23 protein-coding genes are annotated in these 25,665 nt (G+C 73.8%); 11 read left to right on the forward strand and 12 right to left on the reverse strand.

Annotated elements, in window-relative coordinates; all coding sequences use genetic code 11:
* Nucleotide 1: 1 nt before the first annotated feature.
* From ACDF64_RS07090 to ACDF64_RS07105, 4 genes are all read right to left on the reverse strand, one after another.
* Entirely contained in the window at nucleotides 2-1,138 is a 1,137-nt protein-coding gene (locus ACDF64_RS07090; protein ID WP_394554369.1) for an SAM-dependent methyltransferase, read from the reverse strand.
* Nucleotides 1,139-1,286: 148 nt separating this feature from the next.
* On the reverse strand, nucleotides 1,287-1,892 hold the full coding sequence (locus ACDF64_RS07095; RefSeq protein WP_394554370.1) for a TetR family transcriptional regulator: 606 nt from the start codon (nucleotides 1,890-1,892) through the stop codon (nucleotides 1,287-1,289).
* Entirely contained in the window at nucleotides 1,889-3,889 is a 2,001-nt protein-coding gene (locus tag ACDF64_RS07100) for an ATP-binding cassette domain-containing protein (protein ID WP_394554372.1), read from the reverse strand. The genes ACDF64_RS07095 and ACDF64_RS07100 overlap by 4 nt, the downstream gene beginning before the upstream one ends.
* Nucleotides 3,886-5,019, reverse strand: a complete 1,134-nt coding sequence (locus ACDF64_RS07105) for an ABC transporter permease (RefSeq protein ID WP_394554374.1) — start codon at nucleotides 5,017-5,019, stop codon at nucleotides 3,886-3,888. Before ACDF64_RS07105 ends, ACDF64_RS07100 begins: the two co-directional genes overlap by 4 nt.
* A gap of 194 nt (nucleotides 5,020-5,213) precedes the next feature.
* On the opposite strand from ACDF64_RS07105, the gene ACDF64_RS07110 reads away from it, so the two are divergent.
* The 11 genes from ACDF64_RS07110 to ACDF64_RS07160 all read left to right on the forward strand — a co-directional run bounded on the left by ACDF64_RS07110 (nucleotide 5,214) and on the right by ACDF64_RS07160 (nucleotide 17,510).
* A complete protein-coding gene (locus ACDF64_RS07110) occupies nucleotides 5,214-6,671 on the forward strand; it encodes an NtaA/DmoA family FMN-dependent monooxygenase (RefSeq protein WP_394554376.1) in 1,458 nt (485 codons plus the stop codon).
* Between the two features lie 68 nt (nucleotides 6,672-6,739).
* Complete coding sequence (locus ACDF64_RS07115) at nucleotides 6,740-8,377, forward strand: TIGR04028 family ABC transporter substrate-binding protein (protein WP_394554378.1); 1,638 nt, start codon at nucleotides 6,740-6,742, stop codon at nucleotides 8,375-8,377.
* 131 nt (nucleotides 8,378-8,508) lie between these two features.
* Nucleotides 8,509-9,447: an ABC transporter permease gene (locus tag ACDF64_RS07120; RefSeq protein WP_394554380.1), complete on the forward strand. Its 939-nt coding sequence runs from the start codon at nucleotides 8,509-8,511 to the stop codon at nucleotides 9,445-9,447.
* A complete protein-coding gene (locus tag ACDF64_RS07125) occupies nucleotides 9,444-10,445 on the forward strand; it encodes an ABC transporter permease (protein WP_394554382.1) in 1,002 nt (333 codons plus the stop codon). The genes ACDF64_RS07120 and ACDF64_RS07125 overlap by 4 nt, the downstream gene beginning before the upstream one ends.
* Entirely contained in the window at nucleotides 10,442-12,079 is a 1,638-nt protein-coding gene (locus ACDF64_RS07130) for a dipeptide ABC transporter ATP-binding protein (RefSeq protein ID WP_394554384.1), read from the forward strand. The genes ACDF64_RS07125 and ACDF64_RS07130 overlap by 4 nt, the downstream gene beginning before the upstream one ends.
* Nucleotides 12,076-13,113, forward strand: a complete 1,038-nt coding sequence (locus tag ACDF64_RS07135) for a putative FMN-dependent luciferase-like monooxygenase (RefSeq protein ID WP_394554385.1) — start codon at nucleotides 12,076-12,078, stop codon at nucleotides 13,111-13,113. The genes ACDF64_RS07130 and ACDF64_RS07135 overlap by 4 nt, the downstream gene beginning before the upstream one ends.
* 58 nt (nucleotides 13,114-13,171) lie before the next feature.
* Nucleotides 13,172-13,771: a CMD domain protein gene (locus tag ACDF64_RS07140; RefSeq protein WP_394554387.1), complete on the forward strand. Its 600-nt coding sequence runs from the start codon at nucleotides 13,172-13,174 to the stop codon at nucleotides 13,769-13,771.
* Nucleotides 13,768-14,403 carry an alkylhydroperoxidase domain protein gene (locus ACDF64_RS07145; protein ID WP_394554388.1) on the forward strand — a complete coding sequence of 212 codons (636 nt, stop codon included), beginning with the start codon at nucleotides 13,768-13,770 and terminating at the stop codon, nucleotides 14,401-14,403. Before ACDF64_RS07140 ends, ACDF64_RS07145 begins: the two co-directional genes overlap by 4 nt.
* Before the next feature lie 224 nt (nucleotides 14,404-14,627).
* Nucleotides 14,628-15,935 carry an aminotransferase class V-fold PLP-dependent enzyme gene (locus tag ACDF64_RS07150; RefSeq protein ID WP_394554391.1) on the forward strand — a complete coding sequence of 436 codons (1,308 nt, stop codon included), beginning with the start codon at nucleotides 14,628-14,630 and terminating at the stop codon, nucleotides 15,933-15,935.
* A gap of 82 nt (nucleotides 15,936-16,017) precedes the next feature.
* Entirely contained in the window at nucleotides 16,018-16,956 is a 939-nt protein-coding gene (locus ACDF64_RS07155) for a bile acid:sodium symporter family protein (protein WP_394554394.1), read from the forward strand.
* A gap of 59 nt (nucleotides 16,957-17,015) precedes the next feature.
* The gene (locus ACDF64_RS07160) at nucleotides 17,016-17,510 is read left to right on the forward strand and encodes an FBP domain-containing protein (RefSeq protein WP_394554395.1); all 495 of its coding nucleotides are present in this window, start codon (nucleotides 17,016-17,018) and stop codon (nucleotides 17,508-17,510) included.
* Between the two features lie 174 nt (nucleotides 17,511-17,684).
* Here ACDF64_RS07160 and ACDF64_RS07165 read toward each other — a convergent pair whose 3' ends face one another.
* From ACDF64_RS07165 to ACDF64_RS07200, 8 genes are all read right to left on the reverse strand, one after another.
* On the reverse strand, nucleotides 17,685-18,443 hold the full coding sequence (locus ACDF64_RS07165; protein ID WP_394554397.1) for an SGNH/GDSL hydrolase family protein: 759 nt from the start codon (nucleotides 18,441-18,443) through the stop codon (nucleotides 17,685-17,687).
* A 28-nt stretch (nucleotides 18,444-18,471) separates the two neighbouring features.
* Nucleotides 18,472-19,461, reverse strand: a complete 990-nt coding sequence (locus ACDF64_RS07170) for a phosphotransferase family protein (RefSeq protein WP_394554399.1) — start codon at nucleotides 19,459-19,461, stop codon at nucleotides 18,472-18,474.
* 14 nt (nucleotides 19,462-19,475) lie between these two features.
* Nucleotides 19,476-19,883: a cupin domain-containing protein gene (locus ACDF64_RS07175; protein ID WP_394554400.1), complete on the reverse strand. Its 408-nt coding sequence runs from the start codon at nucleotides 19,881-19,883 to the stop codon at nucleotides 19,476-19,478.
* A 37-nt stretch (nucleotides 19,884-19,920) separates the two neighbouring features.
* Nucleotides 19,921-20,907 carry an aldo/keto reductase gene (locus tag ACDF64_RS07180; protein ID WP_394554401.1) on the reverse strand — a complete coding sequence of 329 codons (987 nt, stop codon included), beginning with the start codon at nucleotides 20,905-20,907 and terminating at the stop codon, nucleotides 19,921-19,923.
* Nucleotides 20,908-20,918: 11 nt separating this feature from the next.
* Nucleotides 20,919-21,968: a zinc-binding dehydrogenase gene (locus tag ACDF64_RS07185; RefSeq protein WP_394554402.1), complete on the reverse strand. Its 1,050-nt coding sequence runs from the start codon at nucleotides 21,966-21,968 to the stop codon at nucleotides 20,919-20,921.
* Nucleotides 21,969-22,125: 157 nt separating this feature from the next.
* Nucleotides 22,126-23,697, reverse strand: coding sequence for a Na+/H+ antiporter (locus ACDF64_RS07190; RefSeq protein ID WP_394554404.1), 1,572 nt, complete (start codon nucleotides 23,695-23,697; stop codon nucleotides 22,126-22,128).
* Nucleotides 23,698-23,771: 74 nt separating this feature from the next.
* Nucleotides 23,772-23,975, reverse strand: coding sequence for a DUF1918 domain-containing protein (locus ACDF64_RS07195; RefSeq protein ID WP_394554405.1), 204 nt, complete (start codon nucleotides 23,973-23,975; stop codon nucleotides 23,772-23,774).
* Nucleotides 23,976-24,036: 61 nt separating this feature from the next.
* Entirely contained in the window at nucleotides 24,037-25,638 is a 1,602-nt protein-coding gene (locus ACDF64_RS07200; protein ID WP_394554408.1) for a PucR family transcriptional regulator ligand-binding domain-containing protein, read from the reverse strand.
* Nucleotides 25,639-25,665 lie beyond the last annotated feature (27 nt).

Consider the following 25,665-nt stretch of genomic DNA (forward strand, 5'->3'; position numbering starts at 1 on the left):
CTCACCCGACCAGCTCGTAGAACCGCCACAACCCGAACTCGGGGACGATCACGCGGACGTCGCGCCAGCCCGCCCGCTGCGCGTAGCCGCGGAGCGTGTCGACGCGCATGACGGTCCCCGTCGCCGCGCTCTCTCCGTGGCTCATGCCGTCGGGGAGGCACACGAACAGGCTCCAGCCGTAGAGCAGGCGCTCGACCGGCGGGGCGTCCGGCGCGAACGCGTCCTCGGTCGCCTCGTCCATGATCACGGCGACGCCGTCGGGCGCGAGCGCGGCACGCACGCCCGCGAGCACCTCGACGGGGTGCGGCATGTCGTGGAGGCACTCGAACGCGAACACCGCGTCGAACGGCCCGTGCTCGGCGAGCCTCGCGGCGTCGACGAGGTGGAACGCGACGCGGTCCGCGAGCCCGGCCGCCTCGGCGTTCGCCTTCGCGAGGGCGACGGATGCCTCGTCCACGTCGAATCCCTCCACCCGGAGCCCGGGGTGCGCGGCCGCGAGGGCGATCGACGACCAGCCCGCTCCCATGCCGAGGTCGGCGACGCGGGCACCGGGGCGGGTGAGCGCGGCGCGGACGCGCGGGACCTCGGCGAGGAACTCCGGCATGGCCTCGAGCCACGGGCGGTTCATCTCGGCCTGCGCCTCCCGCGCGTGGCGCCCCAGCTGCTCCCAGCTGACGCCGCCGCCCGAGCGGTACGCGTCGAGCAGGTCGGGAAGGCGCGCGGCGGACGCGGCGAACATGCGCGCGACCGGCTCCATGAACGAGCGGCTCGCGCCGTCGGTCAGGACCTCGGCGAACGCGGCCTCGATTCGGAAGCGGCGGGCGGCGGCGACGTCGTCCGGGCCCGCCGGGTCGGCCTCCTCGACGACGAGCCATCCGGATGCCGCCTGCTGCTCCAGCCACTCGCGCGCGTACCGGGCATCCGTTCCGGTGGCGGCGGCGAGTCCGGCGGCGTCCAGCGGGCCGCGGGACACGAGCGCGTCGTACCATCCGAGCCGGGAGCCGAGGTGGATCGCCATGAGGTCGACCCAGCCGAGCGCCGCGGTCATCACGCGGTCGGCGGCGGCCTCGACCTCGGCCGCGTCCGGCGCGGGGTCGCCCGGCGCGGCGGTCGACGGGACGGGGTCGGACTCGGACATGTCGTTCCTCCAGGCGTGCACGCGGACCGGGGCCGGGGGAGGACGGCGGCGGCGGGCTTCGCCCGCATCCGCCGAGCGGCATGCTAGCGCGGCGCGCGCGGCGCCGTCAGGCGCCGCGGATCCCGCAGGCCGGGCGCAGGATCCGCGATCAGGGCAGCGGCCCCGTGAGGTAGCGCTGCACATTCGGCGCGACCCGGTCGATGACCCACTCGTGGTCGGCCGACGCGAGCGGTTCGATGCGGATGATGTAGCGCGCGAGGATGAGCCCCGCGATCTGCGTCGCGGCCAGCGACGCCCGTTCGGCGAGCCGCGCGGGATCCGGGTCGGCGCCCTGGGCCTCGGGCGCCACGCGCCGGATGGTCGGGAGGATCGCCCGCGCGACGACGAACTCGCGCGCCCGGTCGGCGTACGCCGGATCGGCGACCGCGCTCCGCACGACCGCACGGAGCGGCACGCCGAGCGGCGAGTCCCACGCGCGCAGCAGCACGCCGAGCAGCGCGCGCGCCGCCTCCTCGGGCGGCGCGGACCGCACCGGCGCGAGGAGCTTCGCCGGGTCGATCGGGAGGTCGAGCACCGCCTGCCACAGGCCGGACTTCGAGCCGAAGTGGTGCGTGATCATCGCGGGGTCGACGCCGGCGCGCGCGGCGATCCGCCGCGTCGTCGCGCCCCGGACGCCGTGCTCGGCGAACTCGACGCGCGCGGCCGTGATCAGGTCGTCGCGGGTCGTCGACGGCCCGCGACGCCGCCCGCTCATCGCCGGGCCGCGGCGGGCTCGTCCGCGGGCTGCCGGTCGAGCAGCACCATGGTCTCCTCGAGCGTGGGCGGCACGTCCTCGACGCTCGCCCGGATGCCCCGCGCGTCGAGCGCGCCGCGCACCTCGTCGGCGGGCACGCCGGCGACGCGGATGTCCCGGCCCGTGAGCATCGTCGGCAGGCCGGCTTCCCCGAGCGCGCCGAACGCGCGCTGCCACTCGGGGGAGCGGACGAGCACGGCCTGCGTGCCGCGCGTCAGGTCCTCGACCGAGCCCGCGCCGAGGAGCCGGCCGTGCGACATGAGCGCGAGCCGCGAGCACTGCTCGGCCTCCTGCAGGTAGTGCGTCGTCACGATCACGCCGCGGCCCGCGGCGGCCTGCTCGTGGATGACGTCCCACAGCCGGGCGCGCGCGAGCGGGTCGACGCCCGAGGTCGGCTCGTCGAGCACGAGCAGCTCGGGCCGGTGCGCGAGCGCGAGCGCGAAGGCGAGCTGGCGCTGCCGGCCCAGCCCGATGTCGTGCACGACCGACCGTGCGACCGCGCGGAGCGACGCGGGCAGCTCGGCGGGCGGGCCGCCGTAGACGCTGCGGCTGAACTCCACGTTCTGCTCGACCGTGATCGTGCGGAAGAGCCCGAGCCCCTGCGGCACGTAGCCCATGCGCTTGCGCGCGGCGTTGTCGGGCGGGGCGCCGAACAGTTCGGTCCAGCCGGCGTCCGGGCGCTCGAGGCCGATGAGCATGCGGAGGAACGTGGTCTTGCCCGCGCCGTTCGCGCCGATCAGGCCGACGATCTCGCCCGCGCGGACCTCGAGGCCGACCCCGTCGACCGCGGTCGTGGAACCGTAGTGCCGGGTCGCGCCGACGGCGCGCGCGAGCACGGGACCGGGTGGGGTGGCGTGGTCTCGAGACGCGTCGTCGCTCCGCGCCGGCGCTCCTCGACCACCGGTGGGGGTGTCCTCGTGTCGTGCCGGCGCTCCTGGAGGGGCGGTGGGGGTGTCGTCGTGTCGTGTCGGCGCTCCGGGAGGGGCGGCGGGGGTGTCGACCGCGGGGCGCGCGGCGAGCGTCAGCGCGATGAGCGCGTCCTCGAGGTCGGGGCGCGTGATCGGCGTCGCCCCGTCGAGCGCCGCGCCCTCGGCGAACCACGCGTGCCGGCGAACGCCCCGCCGCCACGCGTTCGGCGGCGTCTCGCCGGCCTCGGCCGCACCGGGGAGCTCGGCGATGACGCCCGGGACGCCCGCGATGATGTCGTCCGCCGTGCCCGCGCCGATCACGCGCCCGGCGTCGAGCGCGATCACCGAGGTCGCGCGCTGCGCCTCGTCGAGGTAGGTCGTCGCCATGAGCACCGCGGCGCCCTCGGCCGCGATCCCGGCGATGAGCCGCCACAGCTCGACCCGGCTGACCGGGTCGACGCCCGTGCTCGGCTCGTCGAGGATGACGAGGTCGGGCTCGTGCAGCACCGCGAGCACGAAGCCGAGCTTCTGCCGCATCCCGCCCGACAGGTCCCGGCCGAGGCGGGTCCGGGCCTCGGCGAGCCCGGCGCGCTCGAGCAGTCCGGCGCTGCGCGATCGGATCGCCGGGGCATCCATGCCGTAGGACCGCCCGACGAACTCGACGTTCTCGTCGACCGACAGGTTGCCCCACACGCCCGACGCCGCGGGCTGGTAGCCGAGGCGCTCGGCCCCGAGCGTCCGCACCGATCCGGCCGACGGACGGATGCGGTTCGCGAACACGCGCAGGAGCGTCGACTTGCCGGCGCCGTCGCCGCCGACCACCGCGGTCACCTGGCCGCGCGGCACCGCGAGCGAGACGCCGTCGAGCGCGCGGACGTGGGCGAAGTCGACGGTGACCGCCTCGGCGGCGAGCACGTCCGCGCCCGTGGCATCCGTCGCGGCCGTGGCATCCGTCGCGGCCGTGGCATCCGTCGTGACCGTGGCATCCGCGGTGACCGGGGCGTCCTCCGCACCCGCCGCGTGCCGCCCGCTCGGGCCGCCCCGGCTCATCGACCCGCTCCGACCGACTCGCGCTCGGCCTTCGGGCGCTCCTTCGGCGCCGCCGGTGCGAGGCTCCGCCGCAGCCGGATCACGGCGACGCCGAACACGACGACCGCCATGACCGCGAGCACCGTGAGCGGCAGCCAGAGCGAATCCCATCCCGCACCGCGCACCATGACGCCCTGCGACACCATCGTGAAGTAGGTGAGCGGCAGCAGGTAGCCGATCCAGCGGACGCCCGCCGCCATCGCGTCGAGCGGGAAGATCATGCCCGACAGCAGGATCTGCGGCAGCAGCGTGAGCAGCGCGAGTTGGATCGCCTGGCCCGTGGTCTGCGACACCGACGAGATGAGCACGCCGAGGCCGAGCACGACGAACAGGAACAGCGCGGCGCCGACGACGAACAGCGCGACCGGCCCGTTGAACGGCACACCGAACAGCAGCAGCCCGAGCACCGTGACGAGCGCCATGTCGAAGCTCGCGAGCAGGAAGTACGGCGTGATCTTGCCGAGGATGACCCCGCTCGCGCGGAGCGGCATGACCGCGAGCTGCTCGAACGTGCCCGCCTCGCGCTCGCGGACCAGGCCGATGCTCGTCACGATCGTGCCGATGAAGGTGAGGATGAGGCCGATGATCGCGGGGATCATCACCCACGACGTCGTGAGGTCGGGGTTGAACAGCACCTCGGTCTCGAGCGTCGGCACGTCGACCTGCTGTCCCTGCGCCGCGGCCTGGGCCTGCTGCTGCGCGAGGCCCTGCGAGACCTGCGCGAACAGCCCGACGGCCGACTGGGCGGCGAACAGGTTCGATCCGTCGATGTAGGCGGTCCAGTCGCCGCCGGAGGCGACGATCGCGACGTCCGACTGGTTGTCGCGCAGCACTTCCTCGGCGGTATCGGCGTCGCCGTCGGGCTCGGTGGCGACCACTTCCAGGTGATCGGACAGGTCGTCGTCGGCGTCGATGAAGTCCACGACGTCCTGGCTGTCGCTGCCGACGACCGTGACCGTGAGGTGTTCGACGTTGAAGTTCGCGGCGTACCCGAAGATCACGAGCAGCAGCAGGGGGAGCACGATCAGCATCGCGAGGGTGCGGTGATCGCGGCGGAGTTCCTGGAATTCCTTGAGCATCACTGCGCGCATGCCACGGAGTATTCTCCGCTTGGTGAATTCCCGCAAGAGGGTGTCACACTGGCGGCCGGACCGCTCGCGCGTGACGCGAGGATGCCCCGCACATGACGCCGCGGAACCTTCTGTGACGCACGGTTCCGGCGTGTGACGGGAGGGGTCGCGCTGATCCGGAGGCCCTCCCTACGTTCGGCAGCGGGAGGAACGAAATGTCACGACTCATCATCGGCGCCATGGTCCGCACCGTCGGCGCGTACCCGTCCGGGTGGCGCGTCCCCGGCGCCCATCGCGACCCGCGCGGGGACGCCGCCGTGCTCCGCCGCACGGCCGAGGTCGCCGAGGCCGCGGGGCTCGACTACCTCTTCTTCGGCGACTGGCTCGCGACCGGCGAGGACCTCGCCTACCGCGACCCCTACCTGGTCGCCCGCATCGACCCGATCTCCGCCGTCACCTACCTCGCGGGCATCACGAGCCGGATCGGGCTCATCGCGACCGCGAACACCAGCTACGCGGACCCCTACACGCTGGCCCGCGCGACGGCGTCGATCGACGTCCTGAGCGGCGGCCGCGCCGGGCTCAACCTCGTGACCGGCGCCGAACCGCGCGCAGCGGGCAACTTCGGCGTCGACGCGCACGCGGCCAACGAGGTGCGGTACGACCGCGCGGTCGAGTTCGAGCACGTGCTCCGCCGGCTCTGGGACTCGTTCGAGGACGGCGCGATCGTCGCCGACCCCGCGACCGGACTGTACCTCGACCCCGCGCGCCTGCACGCCACCGACTTCCACGGCCAGCACCTGAGCGTGACCGGCCCGCTCAACGTCGTCCGCCCCGTGCAGGGGCACCTGCCGATCGTGCACGCGGGCACGTCGCCGCGGTCGCGGCTCTTCGCCGCGCAGAGCGCCGACATCGCCCTCGTGGCCGTCTCGGGGCTCGAGCAGGCGGCCGCGCTCCGCGAGGAACTGCGGGCGCTGGCCTTCGAGTCCGGACGCGACGACCGGACGCTCAAGGTGATCGCGCCCGTGATGCCGATCGTCGGGCCGACGCTGGAGGCGGCGCAGCAGATCGCCGACCGGCTCTCCGAGCTCGTGCCGATCGCCGAGGACTGGCCGGACGGCGCGCCGGCGTCGCTCCCCGAGACCCGGTCGCTCGCGCACCTCTCGCACCTCGTGGGCGTCGACCTCACCGACCTGACGCCCGACCGCGAGGTCACCGACCACCTCGCCGCGCAGTTCACGTCGTTCGGCGAGGAGCTCGTCGAGATCGTCGCCGAGCGCACCGGCCGCTACCCCGGCGCCGAGCGGTCGTCCACGCTGCGCCACCTCGTCGTCGCGGCATCCGTCAACGCGTCGATGGTCGTGGGCACCGCGCCCGACATCGCCGCCGAGTTCGCCGCGTGGGCCGAGGCCGAGGCGGTCGACGGATTCAACGTGCTCTCGGCGACCCAGCCGGCGCAGTTCGAGGCCTTCGCCGAGGAGGTCGTGCCCGAACTCCGCCGCCTCGGCGTGATCGGGGACGCTCCGGAACATGACGTCACGTTGCGCGAACGACTCGGCCTGGCCCGTCCGTACAACGTCCATGTGTCGCCGAGTGACCTCGGATTGCGACTCGCGTCCGCCGGTGACGCCCTCGGTCGAGCGGCCGTTGAGCGCTCGCCGAGACACCCCTAGCTTCGACCCACGCCCACCCGGCGCACCCAGTCCCCAGCCGCAGCACTCGATCCAAGAGGACCATCGACATGCCCACGCACCGCTTCCGAACCCTGCTCGCCACCGGCGTCGCATCCGCCGCGACGGCCGCCCTGCTGGCGTCGTGCGCCGCCCAGCCGGCGTCCACCGACACCGCCCCGGCCGCCGACCCCGTCGAGGGCGGCACGCTCACCTACCTCGAGCACCAGACGTACACGACGCTCTACCCGCCGCAGGCCGGCTTCTACCCGAACGGCGGCCTGGTGAACAACCTCACCGCCCGCCTCACCTGGCAGGACCCCGAGTCGCTCGAGATCGAGCCGTGGGTCGCGACCGAGTGGACGGTCAACGCGGATGCCACCGAGTACACGTTCGACCTGCGCGACGACGTGACCTTCTCCGACGGGACCCCGCTCGACGCGGCCGCCGTGGCGAAGAACTTCGACACGTACGGCCTCGGCAACAAGGAACTCGGCCTCACGATCTCGGAGGCGATCAACAACTACGCCTCGAGCGAGGTCGTCGACGCGGACACCGTGACGTTCCGCTTCGCGGCGCCGGCTCCCGGCTTCCTGCAGGCCACGTCGACCATCAACTCGGGCCTCGTCTCACCCGCGACGCTCGACCGCAAGCTCGAGGACTGGGGCGCGGGCAACGCCGCCGAGATCGTCGGCAGCGGACCCTTCGTCGCGACCGAGGAGGAGATCGGCACGTCGATCCACCTCGCCGCCCGCGAGGACTACGACTGGGCGCCGCTGTCGTTCGAGCACCAGGGCCGCCCCTACCTCGACGCGATCGACGTCGTCGTGACGCCCGAGGACAGCGTGCGCATCGGCTCGCTGCTCGCAGGCCAGGCCGACCTGATCCGCTACGTGCAGGCGTTCGACGAGGAGCAGGTCGCCGGTGCCGGCTTCGAGGTGATCGGCGCCCCCACCCGCGGCGTGAACAACTCGCTCGGCCTGCGCTTCACGAACCCGCTGCTGAGCGACCTCCGCGTGCGCCAGGCGCTCGTGCACGGCGTGGACGCGCAGGAGGTCGTCGACACGATCTTCACCGACAACTACCCGGTCGCGACGTCGCAGCTCGCCTCGACGGCCAAGGGCTACACGGACGAGTCGAAGGCGCTGGCCTACGACCCCGAGCAGTCCGAGGAACTCCTCGACGAGGCGGGCTGGAAGGTCGGCGCCGACGGCATCCGCGAGAAGGACGGGCAGCGCCTCTCCCTCACGGTGTACGAGGCCGCGCCGCAGCCGCTCTCGAAGCAGACGCTCGAGCTCGTCGCCCAGCAGCTGAAGAAGATCGGCGTCGAGCTGAACGTGAAGGCCGCCGACTCGGGCAGCTACGCCGAGGACATCAAGGATCCCCTGAAGACCCCGCTCTACCACTCGATGGTCGGCCGCGCGGACAACGACGTGATCAAGAGCCAGTACCACACGAAGAACCGCAACACGCTGCTCTCGAACGACGCCGAGCTCGACCGCCTGCTCGAGGCCGTGGCATCCGAGCCCGACCCCGCCAAGCGCGACGAGGCATCCGCCGCGGTCCAGGACTACCTGACCGAGCAGGCCTACGTGATCCCGCTGTTCGAGGAGCCGCAGGTCTACGGCGCCGCGCCGTACGTGCACGGCTTCCGCACCGAGTCGGTCGCCCGCCCGCTGTTCTACGACACCTGGCTCGACCAGCAGTAACCCCGCACGTCCCGCTGATCGAGTAGCGCCGCCGCAGGCGACGCGTATCGAGATCGATGGTCTCGATACGGGTCCGGCTCCGCCGGGCCCTACTCGACCGGCGGGAACGAATCGCAAGGAGGGAGGCATCCATGCCCTACGTGCTGCGCCGCGCCGGCCAGGCGCTGATCGTGCTCGTGGTCGCGTTCACCGCGACGTTCGTCCTGCTGCAGGCGCTGCCGGGCGACGCCGTCCTCATCAAGTTCGAGAGCCCGGAACTGGGCCTCTCGCCCGACCAGATCGCGTCCATCCGGGCCGCGTACGGTGCCGACACCACGCTGCCCGAGCAGTTCCTGCACACCCTGACGGGGTTCCTCGTCGGCGACTTCGGGTACTCGGTCCAGTACGGCACGGCGGTGCACGAGCTCCTCGGCTCGGCGCTGCCCGACACGGTCGCGCTCGCGACGCTCGGATTCCTGCTCGCGGTCGTGCTCGCGGTCGCGATCGCCTTCCTCTCGACCCTCGCGCCGTTCGGATGGCTCCGCCAGGGGCTGCGCGCGCTGCCGGGCGCGTTCGTGTCGATCCCGGTGTTCTGGCTCGGCATCGTGCTGATCCAGGTGTTCTCGTTCCAGCTGCGGCTCGTGCCGGTGATCGGCGCCGACCCCGTGCAGGCGCTCATCCTGCCGGTGGTCACCCTCGCCATCCCGATCTCCGCGCCGCTCGCGCAGATCCTCGCCCGCTCGATCGACGAGACCACCCGCTCGCCGTTCGTCGCCGTGGTGCGCGCGAAGGGCGCGAGCCACGCGTGGGTGCTGTGGCGGGATGTCGCGCGCAACGCGCTGCTGCCGACCGTCACGATCGCCGGCGTGCTGATCGGCGAGCTCATCGGCGGCGCCGTCGTGACCGAGACGGTGTTCGGCCGGGCCGGGATCGGCCGGCTCACCGAGGAGGCCGTGCGCAACCAGGACGTGGCGGTGCTCCAGGCCGTCGTGATCCTCGCGGCCCTCGTGTTCGTCGTCGTCAACCTCGCGGTCGACCTGGTGTACCCGGTGCTCGATCCGCGCCTCAAGCGGAAGGCGGTGGCCGCGTGACCGCGACGGACCTGACCGGTGCACGAGTGACGCCCGAGGAGGTCTCCGGTGGCGAGGAGGTCTCCGGTGGTCGAGGAGCGCCCGAGGATTCCCCCGGTGGTCGAGGAGCGCCCGAGGATTCCCCCGGTGGTCGAGGAGCGCCCGAGCGCAGCGAGGACGCGTCTCGAGACCACGCACCCGCCCCCGGCCCGTGGCGCGCCCGCCTCCGCCGCCTCCGCCCCGGCGTCGTGCTCGCCGCACTCGTCATCGTGGTCGTCGTCCTCTGGGCGATCGTCCCCTGGCTGTTCACGTCGGCCGATCCGCTCACGGGCATCCCCGCCGAGAAGCTGCAGGCGCCGAGCGCGACGCATCCGTTCGGCACCGATGCCCTGGGTCGCGACCTGTTCGCCCGCGTCGTGTACGGCGCGGTGCACTCGCTCTCGGGCGCGTTCGTCGCGGTCACCGTCGGCCTCGTCGGCGGCACCCTGCTCGGCGTGCTCGCCGGCTCCCTCGGCGGCGCGGTCGACGCGATCGTCGGGCGCATCGTCGACGTGCTCCTGTCGATCCCCGGCCTGCTGCTGTCGCTCAGCATCATCATCCTGCTCGGCTTCGGTACCGTGAACGCCGCGATCGCGGTCGGCATCGGCTCGATCGCCGCGTTCACCCGGCTCGCCCGCAGCGAGGTCGTGCGCGTGCGCCAGGCGGACTTCGTCGAGGCCGCGTTCGGCTCCGGGGCTCGGCTGCACCAGGTGCTCGGCCGGCACATCCTCCCGAACTCCCTGACCGCCGTCATCGGCCTCGCCGCGCTCCAGTTCGGCAGCGCCATCCTCGCGATCTCGACGCTCGGATTCCTCGGCTACGGCGCCCCGCCGCCGACGCCCGAGTGGGGCCTGCTCATCGCCGAGGGCCGCAACTACGTCGCGACGAGCTGGTGGCTGACCGTGCTGCCGGGCCTCGTGGTCGTCGCCGTCGTGCTCAGTGCGAACCGCATCAGCCACGCCATCGGGAGGGAACGATGACCGCGCTCCTGGAGGTCTCGGGCCTCGACATCGCGTACCGCACGTCGCGCGGCGACGAGCGCCGGGTCGTGCACGATGTCGCGTTCGACGTGGCGCCGGGCGAGGTCGTCGCGCTCGTCGGCGAGTCCGGCTCGGGCAAGACGACGACCGCGAGCGCGGTGCTCGGGCTCCTGCCCGAGGGCGGTCGCGTCGAGCGCGGCGCGATCCGGCTCGGCGGGGTCGACCTCGCCGGATGGAACGACCGGCGCCTGCAGGAGGTGCGCGGGGCCCGCATCGGCTACATCCCGCAGGATCCGGTGTCCTCGCTCAACCCGGTGCGCCCGATCGGGGTCCAGCTCGGGGAGGCGTTCCGCATCCACCGTCGCGGCGACCGCCGGGACATCCGCCGTCGAGTGCTCGAGCTGCTCGACCGGGTCGGCCTCGACGACCCCGCGCTCCGCGCGAAGCAGTACCCGCACGAGCTGTCGGGCGGCATGCGCCAGCGCGTCCTCATCGCGAACGCCGTCGCACTCGAGCCCGAGCTCGTGATCGCCGACGAGCCGACGAGCGCGCTCGACGTCACCGTCCAGCGGCGCATCCTCGACCTCATCGACGACCTTCGCCGCGAGCACGGCACCGCGGTGCTGCTCGTGACGCACGACCTCGGCGTCGCGGCCGAGCGCGCCGAGCGCACGGTCGTCATGCAGCACGGGCGCGTCGTCGAGCACGGCGCGACGACGGCGGTGCTCGACGCCCCGCGCGAGGCGTACACGCGACGCCTCATCCAGGACGCGCCGGGCCTCGGCGAGCACGAGTTCCGCCGGCCGACTCCGCCGATCTACCTGCGCGACGCCGGAGTGGCCGCGGCCGAGAACCCGTTCGCGCTCGAGGCGGTGGGCCTGACCAAGACGTACTCGCTCGGCCGGGGGCGCGAGCCGTTCCGTGCGGCCGACGACGTGTCGTTCCGCGTGCTCCGCGGCACGACGCACGCGATCGTGGGGGAGTCGGGGTCGGGCAAGACGACGACGGCGCGCATCGTGACCCGGTTCATCACGCCCGACGCCGGCGCGGTGCGCCTCGGCGGTGAGGATGTCACGAAGCTGACGGGCGCGGGCCGACGCGAGTTCCGCCGTCGCGTACAGCTGGTCTACCAGAACCCGTTCGCGTCGCTCGACCCGCGCCAGACGGTCGCGGACATCATCGCCGAGCCGCTGCGCAACTTCGGCGTCGGCGATCGCCGCTCGCGCCGCGAGGCGGCCGTGCGGCTCATCGACCGGGTCGCGCTGCCGGCCGACGTCGCGGACCGGCGCCCCCGCGAGCTCTCGGGCGGGCAGCGCCAGCGGATCGCGATCGCCCGCGCGCTCGCACTCGAGCCCGAGCTCGTCGTGCTCGACGAGGCCGTGTCGGCCCTCGACGTCACCGTGCAGGCGCGCATCCTCGAGCTCCTCGAGCAGCTCCAGGCCGAGCTCGGCCTCAGCTACCTCTTCATCAGCCACGACCTCGCCGTCGTCGCGCGCATCAGCCACTCCGTGTCGGTGATGCGGCAGGGCCGCATCGTCGAGAGCGGCCCGACCGAACAGGTGTTCCGCAACCCGGGGCACGAGTACACCAGGGACCTCCTGGACGCGGTCCCCAGACGGAAGGCCCTCGCGTGACCCGCATCGGATTCTTCACCCGCCTCCTCGACGACGCGACCGCCGCCGAGCGCTACCGCATCGCGCTCGAGCAGGTCGTCCAGGCCGAACGGCACGGCTTCGACTCGGCGTGGGTCGCGCAGCACCACTTCCACGCCGCCGAGGGCGGCCTGCCCTCGCCGTTCGTGTTCCTCGCGCACGCCGCCGCGGCGACGAGTCGCATCCACCTCGGCACCGGCGTCGTGACCCTCCCGCTCGAGGATCCGGTGCGCGTCGCCGAGGACGCGGTCGTGCTCGACCTGCTCTCGGGCGGCCGCGTCGAGCTCGGCGTCGGATCGGGCTCGACGCCCGCGTCGTTCCTCGCGTTCGGCGAGCGCGCGGAGGACCGCGCTCGCGTGTTCGCCGAGAAGGTCGACACGCTCGTCGCGGCGCTCGCGGGCGCCGAGCTCGGCGACCCGGCGAACCGGCTGCAGCCCTCGGGCCGGGACCTGCTCGGCCGCATCTGGCAGGCCACGTTCTCGGCGTTCGGCGGCACGCGCGCTGGCCGGGCCGGGCACGGGCTCATGCTCTCGCGCACCCAGCCGCGGCCCGCGGATGCCCCGCGCCGGACCCTCTCCGAACTGCAACTGCCGATCATCGACGCCTACCGCGCGTCGCTGCCCGAGGACGTCGAGCCGCGCGTGCTCGCCTCGCGCACGCTGTTCGTCGCGGACTCCCGCGAGGAGGCCCGCCGGTACGCCGAGATCGGGCTGCGCCGCGCGACCGTCGGATTCAGCCGAAACGGCCAGCCGCCGTTCGGCGACTCGCTCGACGACCTCATCGCGACGTACGACACCCATGTCGGCACCGTCGACGAGGTCGTCGAGTCGCTTTCGCGCGACTCCGCTGCCGCGGAGGCGACCGACGTCGCGTTCCAGGTGCACTCGGTCGACCCGCCGCACGAGCTCGTGCTCCGCTCGATCGAGCTCATCGCCACCGAGGTGGCGCCCGCCCTCGGCTGGGGCGGCGCGCGGGCGACCGAGCGCGTCCCGCACGCGGACGCCTCCGCCGCCTGAGCCGCGGCGACCCCACGACCACCACGACCCCCACGACCACCACAGGAACGATCCACGGATGACCGATCTCCTCGACCGGCTCGCCGGCGTCGCACCGGGAGGCGCGGTCGACGCGCTGCGCCGGCACCGCCCGGTGACCCGCGAGCACGCCCAGGCGAGTTACGACGCCCTGTTCACCGAGGTCGACGAGGCGCACGCGAGCCTCGCCGAGCGCGCCGCGGTCGCCCAGTTCGTCGCGGCACTCCACGCCGACGACGTCGCGGCGGCCCACTTCGGCGCGCTGACCCGCGAGGCCGGGGGCGACGGACTCGCCGACACGGTCGCCGAGCTCGCCGTCGCGGCCGCCGCGACCGGCCCGTACGGCGCGTACCCGGCCGAGGGCCCGCTCGTCGGCGAGAGCGTCGACGGCCTCCGCTGGACGGCGCCGGCCGACGCCCGTGCGGCGCTCGGCGAGCGGCTGTCCGCCGCGCTCGACCACGCGCACCTGCTCGTGTTCCGCCCGCGCGAGGCATCCGCCGACGCCCTGCGCACGCTCGTCGCGGCCGGCTGGTCCGCCGACGGCATCGTCACCCTCTCCCAGCTCGTGTCGTTCCTCGCGTTCCAGTTGCGCGTCGCGGCCGGGCTCCGACTGCTCACCGCCGAGGAGGCCGCGGCATGACCGACCAGACCACCGGGACCGAGGCGCCCGCCGAGATCCTCCAGCACCCCGACGCCGTCGTGCCGCTCGCGTTCACCCAGGACGAGCTCGGCTGGCTGCCCTGGCTCGAGCCCGCCGACGAGGCCACGCTCACCGAGCGCCAGTGGGAGGGCCTCGTCGACCGCGGCCGGTCGAAGAGCGACTACTTCCGGCTGCTGGTGCGCGACCCCGACATCCTGAAGGCGCGCACCCTCACCGACAAGGACATCTTCTACAACGCGGCCGACGGCCTCCCGCGCGCCGAGCGCGAACTGGCGGCGGCGGCGACGAGCCGGTTCAACGGATGCATCTTCTGCGCATCCGTGCACGCGCGCTTCGCGACGCACCACTCCAAGCGCCACGACGACGTCCAGCGCCTGCTCGACGACGGCGTCGCGGCCCCGCAGGACGAGCGCTGGCGTGCCGTGGTCGACGCCGCCACCGCCCTGGCGGCGACTCCGCCCCGGCTCGGGCCGGAGCACCTCGCGGCGCTGCGCGCGGCAGGGCTCGACGAGCAGGCCGTGTCCGACGTCATCCACTCGGCCGCGTTCTTCAACTGGGCCAACCGGCTCATGCTCTCCCTCGGCGAGCCCGAGGCGGCGAGCGAGGCGTAGGGCACGCGGCGCCCGGGGGAGGGCGACGGGGCGGACGCGTGGCGCCGGTCCGGCGTCGCTCGCCGAACCGGCGCCGTCGACGGCGGGACGGGGTGCGATCCACCCCGTCCCGCCACTGTTTCCCCGTGTGTCGTGCCGTGACGGTCCGCGTCACGCGATGGTTGAGGGCCGTGCGCCGCCGTCGTAGCGTCGCTGGGTCCGGAGCCCGCACAGGAAGGACGCCCGTGACCGCAGCCCCCGCCATCGCCGCCGAACGCACCGAGGTGCGTCCGCTCGCCGTGCTCGCCGACGCGGGCCTCGAGGTCCCGGTGCTCGGCGGCGGCCGAATGCGTCACGCGAACCTCGACCTCGCGGCCTCGGCCCCGGCGCTCGGCGTCGTGGCCGAGCGGGTCGCGGGACTCCTGCCCTGGTACTCGAGCGTGCACCGCGGGACCGGATTCCCGTCCGAGATCGCGACCGACCTCGTCGAGGAATCCCGTCGCACCGTCGCCCGCCTGCTCGGCGCGCGCGACGGCGACGTCGTGGTCTTCACCCGCAACACGACCGACGCCCTCAACCTCCTCGCGAGCGCGGTGCCCGGCGAGGTGGTGGTGCTCGACATCGAGCACCACGCGAACCTGCTGCCGTGGCGCGAACGCCGCGTCGTCGTCGGGCTCGACACGATCGAGCAGACCGTCGACGCGCTCGCGCGCGAGCTCGCCCGGCGTCCGGCGGCGCTCGTGGCCGTCACCGGCGCATCGAACGTCACCGGCGAGCTGCTGCCGATCGACCGGCTCGCCGCGCTCGCGCACGCGCACGGCGCACGCCTCGCGGTCGACGCCGCCCAGCTCCTCCCGCACCGCTCGGTGGACCTCGCGGCATCGGGCGCCGACTACGTGGCGTTCTCGGGCCACAAGGCCTACGCGCCCTACGGCGCCGGTGCGCTCGTCGGCCGCCGCGACTGGCTCGACGCCGCGCCCGCGTACCTCGCGGGCGGCGGCGCCGTCTCGTCGGTCGAGCTCGGCCGGGTCGAATGGCACGCCGCGCCCGAGCGTCACGAGGCCGGCACGCCGAACGTCCTCGGCATCGCGGCGCTCGCGATCGCGCTCGACGAGCTCCACGCACTGGGCGACCAGGCGCGCGAGGCGCACGACCGCGCGCTGCTCGGCCGCCTCGTCGAGGGCATCGCCGGGATCGGGGGCGTGCGGGTCGTGCGCGGCTTCGCGGATGCCTCGGACCACGTCGGCATCGCGACGGTCGCGCTCGACCGCGGGTCGGTCGGCCTCGTCGCCGCCGCGCTGAGCGCCGAGCACGGCATCTCGGTGCGCGCCGGGCGGTTCTGCGCCCACCCGTTCTTCGCGCGCGTCGGCGGGCGGGCGAACGGCCTGCGCGCGAGCATCGGCGTCGGCACATCGCACGACGACGTCGACCGGTACGTCGACGCGCTCGCGCGGCTCGTCGCGGACGGCCCCCGCGAGGAGTACCACCGGACCGCGCACGGCTGGCACCCGCTCGCGGACGACCGCCCGCGGCCCTCGCTGCTCCGCGGCTGAGTCGGCGCCTCCGGCCCGCGCGGGCGACCCGGTCCCCGAAATGGGGGACCGGGGGACTTGAACCGGACGACCAGGTCCGGTCATGATTCAGGCCATGGGATCAGCGTTGACCACCATCGGATTGCCCGTCGCCCTCGGCATCATCATGTTCGGCCTCGGGCTGAGCCTCACCCCAGGCGACTTCGCGCGCGTCGCGAGGTATCCGAAGGCGGTGATCGTCGCGCTGGCCTGCCAGCTCGTGCTGCTGCCTGCGATCGCGTTCGGGCTCGTCGTGCTGTTCGGCCTCCCGCCCGTCCTCGCGGTGGGCATGATGCTCCTCGCGGCATCCCCGGGCGGCACGACCGCGAACCTCTACAGCCACCTGTTCCGCGGCGACGTCGCACTCAACATCACGCTCACGGCGATCAACTCGGTGCTCGCCGTGTTCACACTGCCGCTCATCACGAACCTCGCCATCCAGTACTTCCTGCCCGGCGACGACGGGCTCGGCCTCCAGTTCGCGAAGACCGTGGAGGTGTTCGTGATCGTGCTCGTCCCGGTCGTGCTCGGCATGCTCGTGCGCTGGTGGAAGGCGGGCTTCGCCGATCGGATGGACAAGCCGGTGCGGATCGCCTCGGTCGTGATCCTCGCGGTCGTCATCGTGGGCGCGATCGTGTCGAACCTCGAGCTCCTGCTCGCCAATTTCGGCATCCTGGCCGGCATCACGGTGCTGTTCTGCGTGCTCAGCCTGACGGTCGGGTACGTCGCACCGCGACTGCTGCGCGTCGACCGCCGCCAGTCGGTCGCGTGCTCGTTCGAGATCGGCATCCACAACGCGACGCTCGCGATCGTCATCGCGCAGACGGTGGTGGGCAGCATCGAGATGAGCCTGCCCGCGGCCGTCTACGGCGTGCTCATGTTCTTCGTCGCGCTCGGATTCGGGTTCCTCATCCGCGGGCGCGGCACGGCGGCGGAGTCGGCCGCCGGGTCGGCTGCGGGGTCGTCGGTGGATGCCCCGGCGGAGCGCCGTCCCACGAGCTGACCCTCGGATCATCCGTCCGACACGTGCCTACACTGGACGGGTCGGCGGAAGGGGTGGCAGTGCGAGCGCTGAGTGATGACGAGATACGAGAGTCGTTCGTCAATGCGACACGGCTCGAACTCGAGCAGCTCGAGCTGCCGATCGAGCACCTCCTGCTCGAGTGGGACCGGGTGGATGCGCTCACGTGGCGCGACCGCCGGTTCCGCAACCGGGGCTACCTGGTGACCATCGTCGGGGATCGGCCGGTCGGGCTGGTCCTGCGTGCGGCGAGCGGAGGGGGGTCGCGGTTCCGTGCCGCGATCTGCAACTTCTGCCACACGCAGCAGCCCGCCGACCAGGTGACGATGTTCACCGTGCGCCGCCCCGGCGATGCGGGCGAACGCGGCGACACCGTCGGCACCTACCTGTGCGCCGACCTGTCCTGCCAGGAGAACGTGCGCCTGCACGCGCCGCTCGCGCCGGCCGAGGTGCGCAAGCTCACCGAGGACATGCGCGTCGCGGGCCTCCGACGCCGCACGCTCGCGTTCGTCGAGGGCGTGCTGCAGCCCGCCTGACCGCTTGGCCTGTCGGCCCCTCCCGCCCTCACTCCCGCTGTGTCACTTCGCCGCGCCGGTGTCACGACGACCTGGCACCGGCCGGGCGAAGTGACACCGCGAGAAGGAAGACCAGGAGACTGGGGACCAGGAGACAGGGACCAGGGACCAGGGGTCAGGGGACAGGGGCCAGGGTCAGGGGTCGACCGGCAGGAGGGTCGCGCGCTTGGCGGTGCGGCCGTCGCCGGACGACTTCCCGGTGAGCCGGCGGCCGATCCAGGGCAGCACGAACTCGCGGTAGTACGCGGCGGTGTTGCGGCTGCGGGGGCCGGGCGGCGCGGCGGCGACCTCGTCGACGCCCCATTCGGGCGGGACCGGCACGCCGAGCGCGGTGAGCACGTTGCTCGCGACGCGCGCGTGCCCGAGCGCGTTCAGGTGCAGCCGGTCGGGCGACCAGTAGCGGATGTCCCGGAGCCCGAGGTCCGAGAAGTTGTCGACGAACGTGACGCCGTCGAGCGTCGCGAGGTCCCGGAGTTGCTCGGTGAGCCGGGCGCCGCGCGCGTCGAAGACGCGGCCGAGCGGGAGGTGCTCGGTCGGGTTCGCGCCGCTCAGCATGAGCACGTGGATGCCCTCGTCGCGGATGCGGTGCACGGCGCCGCGGAACATCGCCGCGACGCGCTCCTCGGGCATCGAGGGCCGGAGCATGTCGTTGCCGCCGCCGTTGAAGCTGATGACCTCGGGGCGCAGCGTGATCGCGGCCTCGAGCTGCTCCTCCACGATCGGGCCGAGCTTGCGACCGCGGATCGCGAGGTTCGCGTAGCCGATCGGCTCGCGCGCGGCGCGCGCGAGGCCGAGTGCGACGAAGTCGGCCCAGCCGCGCTGGGTGCCGTCCGGCATGTCGTCGCCGACGCCCTCGGTGAAGCTGTCGCCGATCGCGACGTACGAGTGGAACATGTGATCCACCGTAACCCCGCGGCAGGGGTCAGTCGGCCGCGCCGAGCATCGCGCGGAGCTCGCCGAGCCGGTCGCGCGCCCACCGGGCCTGGCCGGGGTCGTCGTAGGCGCGGTATCGGGTCTCGACGACCATGACGAGCACGAGGTAGAGCGTGTAGAGGCGCCGACGCCGGCGCTCGCCGTCGGTGGACGGTTCGCGGCCGTAGCCGCGCACGAAGTCGGCGGGGTCGCCGAACGCGGGCAGGTCGAGCCCGGCGAACCCGATCTCCATGAGCGGGTCGCCGAAGAGGGCGCGCTCGTGGTCGATGATCGAGACGATGCGTCCGTCCCGGACCATGACGTTGCCCGACCACAGGTCCCATTCGACGAACCTCGGCTCGACGACCTCGTCGAGCACGTCGGCCTCCGCCGCGACGAACCGGCGGATCGCGTCGGGCTCCCAGCCGAGGTCGACGCCGGCGCGCTCGCCGTCGCGGAGGACGTCCTCGATCATCTCGAGGAACGCGTCGCGCCAGGTCGGATGCCCCGGGCCGCGGAGCGGCCCGAAGTGCCCGCCGACGAGCGCGTTGAGCTGTCGGTTCAGCGTCCCGAGCTGCTCGCCGTAGGCGGCGGATGCCTCGGGGGCGAGGCCCCCCGCCTCGCCGAGGACGGCGAGGTTGTCGGCGTCGACGAAGGGCATCGCGAACCACGGGGCGGCGACGAGCGTGCCCGTCGTGTCGGCGTGGTCCACGCGCGGCACGGGCACGCTCGTGTGCTCCTGGACGAGCGCGATCGCCGTCAGCTCGTTGCGCATCATGTCGTGTTCGTACGTCATCACCGGGACCCCCTCCGGCGGCGCGATCTTCAGCACGACCCGGCGCCCGTCGCGGAGGGTCACGCGGTAGGCGACGTTGAACCAGCCGTGACCGAGCTCGGTCACCTCGGCGTCGGCGTCGGGCACCAGGTCGGGGCCGTAGGCGCGCGCGATCATCGCCAGGAGGGTCTGCGTGGACTGCCGGTTCTTGGTGATGCTCTCCATCGACCGGCACGCTATCAGCCGGGGTACTCCTCGGGCGCGAGCAGCTCGCCCCATTCGGCCTCGGGCACGACGGACTCCGGCGCGGGCGCCTCCCAGAGCGCGAGGTGGCACATGAACTGGTCGCCCGCCGCACCGTGCCAGTGCCACTCGCCCGGCGGCGTGAACACGGTGTCGCCCGGGCGCAGCTCGATGAGCTCGCCGCCGCGCGACTGCACCCAGCCGCGGCCCTCCGTCACGTGCAGCGTCTGGCCGACGGCGTGCCGGTGCCAGGCGGTGTGCGCCCCGGGCGTGAACCGCACGAGGTTCAGCCGGGTGCGCGACGGCTCGGTGCCGGCGTAGTAGGCGTTGAAGTACACGTCGCCGGTGAACCACTCGGCGGGACCCTTGACGGTCGGGCCGACGGGCTGGCGTTCGGTGGTCATGTCGTCTCCTCTCGTTCGGCGAGGCCGGGCTCGCGCCTCAGCGCTCGACCTGGCGCATGAGCGCCTCGTTGTATCGGTCGCCCGCGACGCCGAGGCGGTCGACGATCGCGTCGAGTCCGGCCACGTCGTCGGCGGAGAGCGCGACGGCGGTCGCTCCCGCGTTCTCGTCGATGCGCTCGCGCCGCCGGGTGCCCGGGATGGGCACGATGAACGGATGCTTCGCGAGCAGCCAGGCGAGGGCGACCTGCGCGGGCGTCGCGCCCCTGGCGTCCGCGAGCGCCTGCACGTGGTCGAGGAGGGCCTGGTTGGTCGCGAGGTTCTCGGGCCAGAACCGCGGCACGGCCGCGCGGATCTCGCCGTCGCCGAACGTCGCGCCGGCGGCCACCGTGCCGGTGAAGAATCCCTTGCCGAGCGGGCTGAACGGCACGAACCCGATGCCGAGCTCGGCGCACGCGGGCAGCACGGAGCCTTCGGGGTCGCGGGTCCACAGCGAGTACTCGCTCTGCACGGCGGTCACCGGGTGCACGGCGTGGGCGCGGCGGATGGTCGCGGCGGAGGCCTCGGAGAGCCCGAAGTGCGCGACCTTGCCCGCGGCGACGAGGTCGGCGACGGCACCGGCGACGTCCTCGATCGGGACGTCCGGGTCGACGCGGTGCTGGTAGAAGAGGTCGATCCGCTCGATGCCGAGGCGCTGGAGCGAGGCATCCGCGACCTGCCGGATGTGCTCGGGCCGCGAGTCGGTGCCGACGCTCCGACCGCGCTCGATGCGGAAGCCGAACTTCGTGGCGACGACGACCTCGTCGCGGATCGGCGCGATGGCCTCGCCGACGAGTTCCTCGTTCACGAACGGCCCGTACACCTCCGCGGTGTCGAGGAACGTGACGCCCTGTTCGACGGCGTACCGGAGCACGCCGATCATGTCGTCGCGGTCGCCGGGGTTCGGGCCGTAGCTCTGGGACATCCCCATGGCGCCGAGGCCGATGGCGGAGACCTCGAGTCCCCGGCCGAGTGTGCGGGTGTGCATGCTGGTCCTCCTCAGAAGCCGATCATGACCTTGAGCGCCTCGCGGGCGTCCATGGCCGCGTACCCGGCGGGCACGTCGTCGATGGCGATGCGGCGATCGAAGACCCGGCCGGGGTGGATCTCCCCGTCGAGCACCTGCCGGATCGCGGGCTCCAGGTAGGCGCGCACGGGCGCCGGGCCGCCGGTCAGCGTCGCGTTCCTGCCGAACAGGGAGCCGAATCCGATCGGGGCGTCCTCGTACTGCGGCACGCCGACGCGGCTGATCACCCCGCCGGGGCGGACGATCCCGTACGCCTGCTCGTACGCCGGGAGGTGACCGACGGCCTCGAGCACGACGTGGCTGCCCTCGCCGTCCGTGAGGTCCAGGACCCGGGCGACGCCGTCGGCGCCGCGCTCGGCGACGACGTCGGTCGCGCCCCACTCGACGCCGAGGTCGGTGCGGCTCCGGTGGCGGCCCATGAGGATGATCCGCTCCGCGCCGAGCTGCCGGGAGGCGAGCACGGACGAGAGTCCGACCGCGCCGTCGCCGACCACGGTGACGGTCTTCCCGGGCTCGACCCGTCCCATGAAGGCCGCGTGCCAGCCGGTGAGGTAGACGTCGGACAGCGCGAGCAGCGACGCGAGCAGGCGGTCGTCGGCGGTCGCGGGGTCGACGCCGGGCACGACGACCAGGCTCCCGTCGGCCTGCGGGATGCGTGCGAGCTCGGCCTGCAGGCCTCCGGTCTCGACCGATCCGTACCATCCGCCGTGCACGCACGAGGTCTGGACTCCCTCGCGGCAGAACGCGCACGTGTTGTCCTGGAAGGCGAACGGCGCGACGACGAAGTCGCCGGGCCGCACGGTCGTGACGGCCGCCCCGACCTCCTCCACGACGCCGATGAGCTCGTGGCCCATCGGACGCCCGTCGGCGCCGTGCGGCATCGAATGGTAGGGGTGCAGGTCGCTGCCGCAGATGCAGGCGCGCACGGCGCGCACGATCGCGTCGGTCGGCGCCTGGATGCGGGGGTCCGGAACGGTCTCGACGCGGACGTCGCCGGCGCCGTACATGAGGGTGGCCTTCACGGGGTCCTCTCGGGGTGGATCGCGGCGGGGCGGATGCCCCGGGGTGATTCCATGCAACGCCGGTCGGGCAGGTCGGGGGAGTCCCAGTCGGAACGGGTACCGGCGGAACCCCCCTCGGGTGGCGCCCGAGCGCCCCCGTCACGGTCGCGTGCCGCGGTCATTCCTCGAGCGAGCGACGGAGGCGGAGCTCCTCGTGGTCGATCACGCGCTGCACGTCGAGGAACACGCCGTCGTCGATGCGTCGTTCGCGTCGCAGCCGCGTGACCGCCTCGCGCTTGCGTTCGACGGAGCGGAGCAGGAGGTGCCGGACCTCGTCGGCCGTGGCATCCTCGCCCGACTCGGCCGTGCGACGCGCGTGGCTCGCCTCCTGTTCGAGCAGGAGCCGGACCTCGGCGACCGCCGACGCCGAGGCGCCGGCCTCCGCCGCGTCCGCGTCGAGCGCGTCGAGCGCGGCTTCGGCTGCGGCGGCCTCCGCGATGCGGCGTTCGTCGACGTCGTCGTGCTCCTCGGGCAGGCGGGCCCCGCGCACGATCAGGGGCATGGTCGCGCCCTGCCCGACGAGGAGCACGACGATCACGACGAAGGTCGCGGCGATGACGACCTCGCGCCCCGGGAAGTCCTCGCCGGACGCGGTCGTGAGCGGCAGTGCGAGCGCCGCCGCGAGCGAGACGGCGCCGCGGAAGCCACCCCACACGAGCACCGCGCGAGCGCGGAACGGCAGGCGTCGCGCCCGCTGCGACGGCCGCCGGTCGACGAGCCGGATGACGGGCGCCATGAGCGCGACCCAGCCGAGCCGGACGACGAAGATCGCGACCGCGCAGCAGAGCCCGAGCAGCAGGAGGCGGGACCATTCGGGCCCCGCGAGGGCTTCGGCGACCGGGCGCGCCTGGAGGCCGATGAGCACGAACAGCGCGCCGTTGATGACGTACGTCGCGACGCGCCAGAAGTCGAATCCGCGCGTGCGCGCCTCCGCCGAGACCGTGCGCGGCATCAGCCGTCCGAGCAGCAGGCCGCCGGTCACGACGGCGACCACGCCCGACCCGTGCAGCAGTTCGGCGGGCAGGTACAGGGCGAACGGGCTGACCACGGAGATGGTGCCGGCGAGCGACGGCTGCTGGGCGATCCGGCGCAGCAGGTAGAGCACGTAACCGACCGCGAGGCCGACCGCGATGCCCACGACGACCGCGAGACCGAAGCGCAGTGCGATCTCGCCGACCGCGGGCTCGTGGCCGGCGACCACGGCCGCGACCGCGACGGAGTAGAGCGCGAGCGCGCTCGCGTCGTTGACCAGGCTCTCGCCGCGGAGCATCGTGTCGATGCGCCGCGGCAGCGGCGGGGCCATCGCCGTCACGGCGGTCGCGTCGGTCGGCGAGAGCACCGCGCCGAGCACGAGCGCGACGGGCACGGCGAGGCCGATCAGCGCGCCGATGCCGGTGACGGCCGCGGCGGTCGCGAAGACGAGGCCGATGCTGAGCAGCAGGATGACCCGGAGGTCGTAGCGGAACAGCTGGAGCGAGGTGTTGAGCGCCTCCCAGTAGAGCAGCGCCGGAAGGAAGAGGTAGAGCACGACCTCGGGCGGGAGGCTCACGTGGTGCAGTGCGGGGACGAACCCGAGGGCGGCGCCGATGGCGAGCCACGCCCACGGGGCGGGGATGCCGAGGTACCGGCGCGCGAGCCCGCCCGCGAGCACCGCGAACCCGAGGATGACGGCGACTTCGAGGCCGACCATGCGCCGACCCTACGGCGAGTCGCGCGTGGCGCGCCAGAGGATGCCTCGCGCCGACCCCGGGCGGCGCCCGCGCGCTAGGGCGTGGCGTTCTCCTCGGAGGCGTGCTCCAGGACGCAGTCGGCGCCCGGGTAGAGCAGTGCCTCGTGCCCGTCGTCGAACCGGACGAGGTACGGCGGTCCGCCGTCGCTGCCGCGCACCTCGAGGACCTGGCCGTGGCGGTCGGCCTGCCCGACCTGCTTGCTGTGGATGACCAGTCGGTCGCCCGTGACCGCGTGCATCGCATCCTCCTTCGGACGGGTCTCCAGCCTACGACGGGCCCGGCGCGGACGCGAGGAAACCTCAGTCGACGGCGAGGAGGGCCGCCCACAGGTCGGCCTTGGCGTGGAACTCCGACAGGTCGCGGCCGAGCAGGCGTTCGGCCGTCGCGATGCGCGCGCGCACGGTGTGCCGGTGCACGCCGAGGTGCTGGGCGGCCCGATCGAACCCGCCGCCGTGTTCGAGCCAGGCGCGGACGGTCGGCACGAGCTCGCTCCCGTGCACCGCGTCGTGCTCGGTCAGGGGCGCGAGCGTCGCGGCGGCCACCGCGCGGGCGTCGGTGCGCGCCAGGAACGCGAGCACGCCCTGCCGGCTCACCTCCTCGAAGCGGATGACCCGGCCGCCCTCGCGCGCGCGCTCGAGCGCGCGCAGCGCCTGGTCGTGGGCGACGGCGGCCGTCTCGAGCGTCGCGGGGTCGCTCACGCCGACGGGGACGTCGAACTCGTCCGCGAGCTCCTCGGCGATCGACGCGACGTCGGCGTCCTCGACGACGAGCACGACCGTCTCCTCGCGGAGCCCGAAGAACAGCCGCCCGCCGCGCTCGTCGGCGCGGAGCTCGAGCACCTCCGAGAGCCGGTCGGCGTGCTCGGCCGGGCCGTCGGCGACCAGGACCCGGAGCGGCGCTCCGGGAAGCGGGCCCCACATCTCGGCGGCGACCTGCGCCGCGAGCGCGGTGTCGCCGGCGAGGATGCTCCGCACGAGGGCTGACCGCACGTGCCCGCGCGCACGGTCGAGGGACCGGTTCTGCTCGAGCGCGAGCCCGGCGAGCGCGATCACGATCGTGACGACCTCGCGGCCGGCCTGGTCGAGCTCGGCCGAGTCCCCGATCACGAGCACGCCGCGGAGCGCACCCCCCGACCCCAGGGTCTGCAGGGTCGCCGACTCGGGCCGGCCGCCGTCGGCGGCGGCGCCGCCGGGCGCGCCGCCGCCCGTCGCGTCGCCCGCGCCGCCCGCCGCACCGCCGTTCGCGCCGACCTCGATCGTGCGGCTCGCGCGGCGTCCGCGCCGCAGCATCGCCCGGGCCTCGGCGAGGACCACGGCGAGCGATTCGTCGTCGAGCCCGCCGTCGGGGAACTCGCGGTCGACGGCGCCGGTCGCGTCGACGAGTCCCACCCAGGCGCCGAGCCGGCGCGAGAGCTCGGCGATGGTCGCGGTGAGCCCGTCGGGACGCAGCGCTGCGCGCGTGATCGCGCGCGTGGCATCCAATGCCCATTCCTGTCGCGCGTACGCGTCGGCGGTCACCGCGTCGGCGACCGCCCGGGCGACCGCGATGAACGGGATGCGGTACGGCACCTCGAAGATCGGGAGGCCCTGCGCGGCGCACGCGGCGACGAGCGACTCGGGCGTGCCCTCCCGGATCACCTCGGTGCCGAACCCGAGCGCGACCACGCCCGTCGCCCGGAGGCGCGCCACGTACGCAGCCGCGAAGGCGGGATCGGCGTCGTCGCCGAACTGCGTCCCGGTCGTCAGGAGCACGCAGTCGCGGTCGAGGAACGGCGTGGGGTCGGGCAGGTCCGAGCTGTGCACCCAGCGGACGGACGCGCCGAGGGCGCCGTCGGCACCGGCCGCGAGGAGGCCGAGTGCGAGCTCGCGGCGATCGAGCAGGCTCCGCACGGTGGGGATCACGAGCCCTCCGACCTGTACACGATGGCG

The organism is Agromyces sp. MMS24-JH15 (assembly GCF_043518605.1).
GTDB lineage: Bacteria > Actinomycetota > Actinomycetes > Actinomycetales > Microbacteriaceae > Agromyces.

Coding starts and splice junctions, on each gene's coding strand:
- ACDF64_RS07090 (WP_394554369.1), bottom strand. CDS start 1,138: ATGTCCGAGTCCGACCCCGTCCCGTCGACCGCCGCGCCGGGCGACCCC.
- ACDF64_RS07095 (WP_394554370.1), bottom strand. CDS start 1,892: ATGAGCGGGCGGCGTCGCGGGCCGTCGACGACCCGCGACGACCTGATC.
- ACDF64_RS07100 (WP_394554372.1), bottom strand. CDS start 3,889: ATGAGCCGGGGCGGCCCGAGCGGGCGGCACGCGGCGGGTGCGGAGGAC.
- ACDF64_RS07105 (WP_394554374.1), bottom strand. CDS start 5,019: ATGCGCGCAGTGATGCTCAAGGAATTCCAGGAACTCCGCCGCGATCAC.
- ACDF64_RS07110 (WP_394554376.1), top strand. CDS start 5,214: ATGTCACGACTCATCATCGGCGCCATGGTCCGCACCGTCGGCGCGTAC.
- ACDF64_RS07115 (WP_394554378.1), top strand. CDS start 6,740: ATGCCCACGCACCGCTTCCGAACCCTGCTCGCCACCGGCGTCGCATCC.
- ACDF64_RS07120 (WP_394554380.1), top strand. CDS start 8,509: ATGCCCTACGTGCTGCGCCGCGCCGGCCAGGCGCTGATCGTGCTCGTG.
- ACDF64_RS07130 (WP_394554384.1), top strand. CDS start 10,442: ATGACCGCGCTCCTGGAGGTCTCGGGCCTCGACATCGCGTACCGCACG.
- ACDF64_RS07140 (WP_394554387.1), top strand. CDS start 13,172: ATGACCGATCTCCTCGACCGGCTCGCCGGCGTCGCACCGGGAGGCGCG.
- ACDF64_RS07145 (WP_394554388.1), top strand. CDS start 13,768: ATGACCGACCAGACCACCGGGACCGAGGCGCCCGCCGAGATCCTCCAG.
- ACDF64_RS07155 (WP_394554394.1), top strand. CDS start 16,018: ATGATTCAGGCCATGGGATCAGCGTTGACCACCATCGGATTGCCCGTC.
- ACDF64_RS07165 (WP_394554397.1), bottom strand. CDS start 18,443: ATGTTCCACTCGTACGTCGCGATCGGCGACAGCTTCACCGAGGGCGTC.
- ACDF64_RS07170 (WP_394554399.1), bottom strand. CDS start 19,461: ATGGAGAGCATCACCAAGAACCGGCAGTCCACGCAGACCCTCCTGGCG.
- ACDF64_RS07175 (WP_394554400.1), bottom strand. CDS start 19,883: ATGACCACCGAACGCCAGCCCGTCGGCCCGACCGTCAAGGGTCCCGCC.
- ACDF64_RS07180 (WP_394554401.1), bottom strand. CDS start 20,907: ATGCACACCCGCACACTCGGCCGGGGACTCGAGGTCTCCGCCATCGGC.
- ACDF64_RS07190 (WP_394554404.1), bottom strand. CDS start 23,697: ATGGTCGGCCTCGAAGTCGCCGTCATCCTCGGGTTCGCGGTGCTCGCG.
- ACDF64_RS07195 (WP_394554405.1), bottom strand. CDS start 23,975: ATGCACGCGGTCACGGGCGACCGACTGGTCATCCACAGCAAGCAGGTC.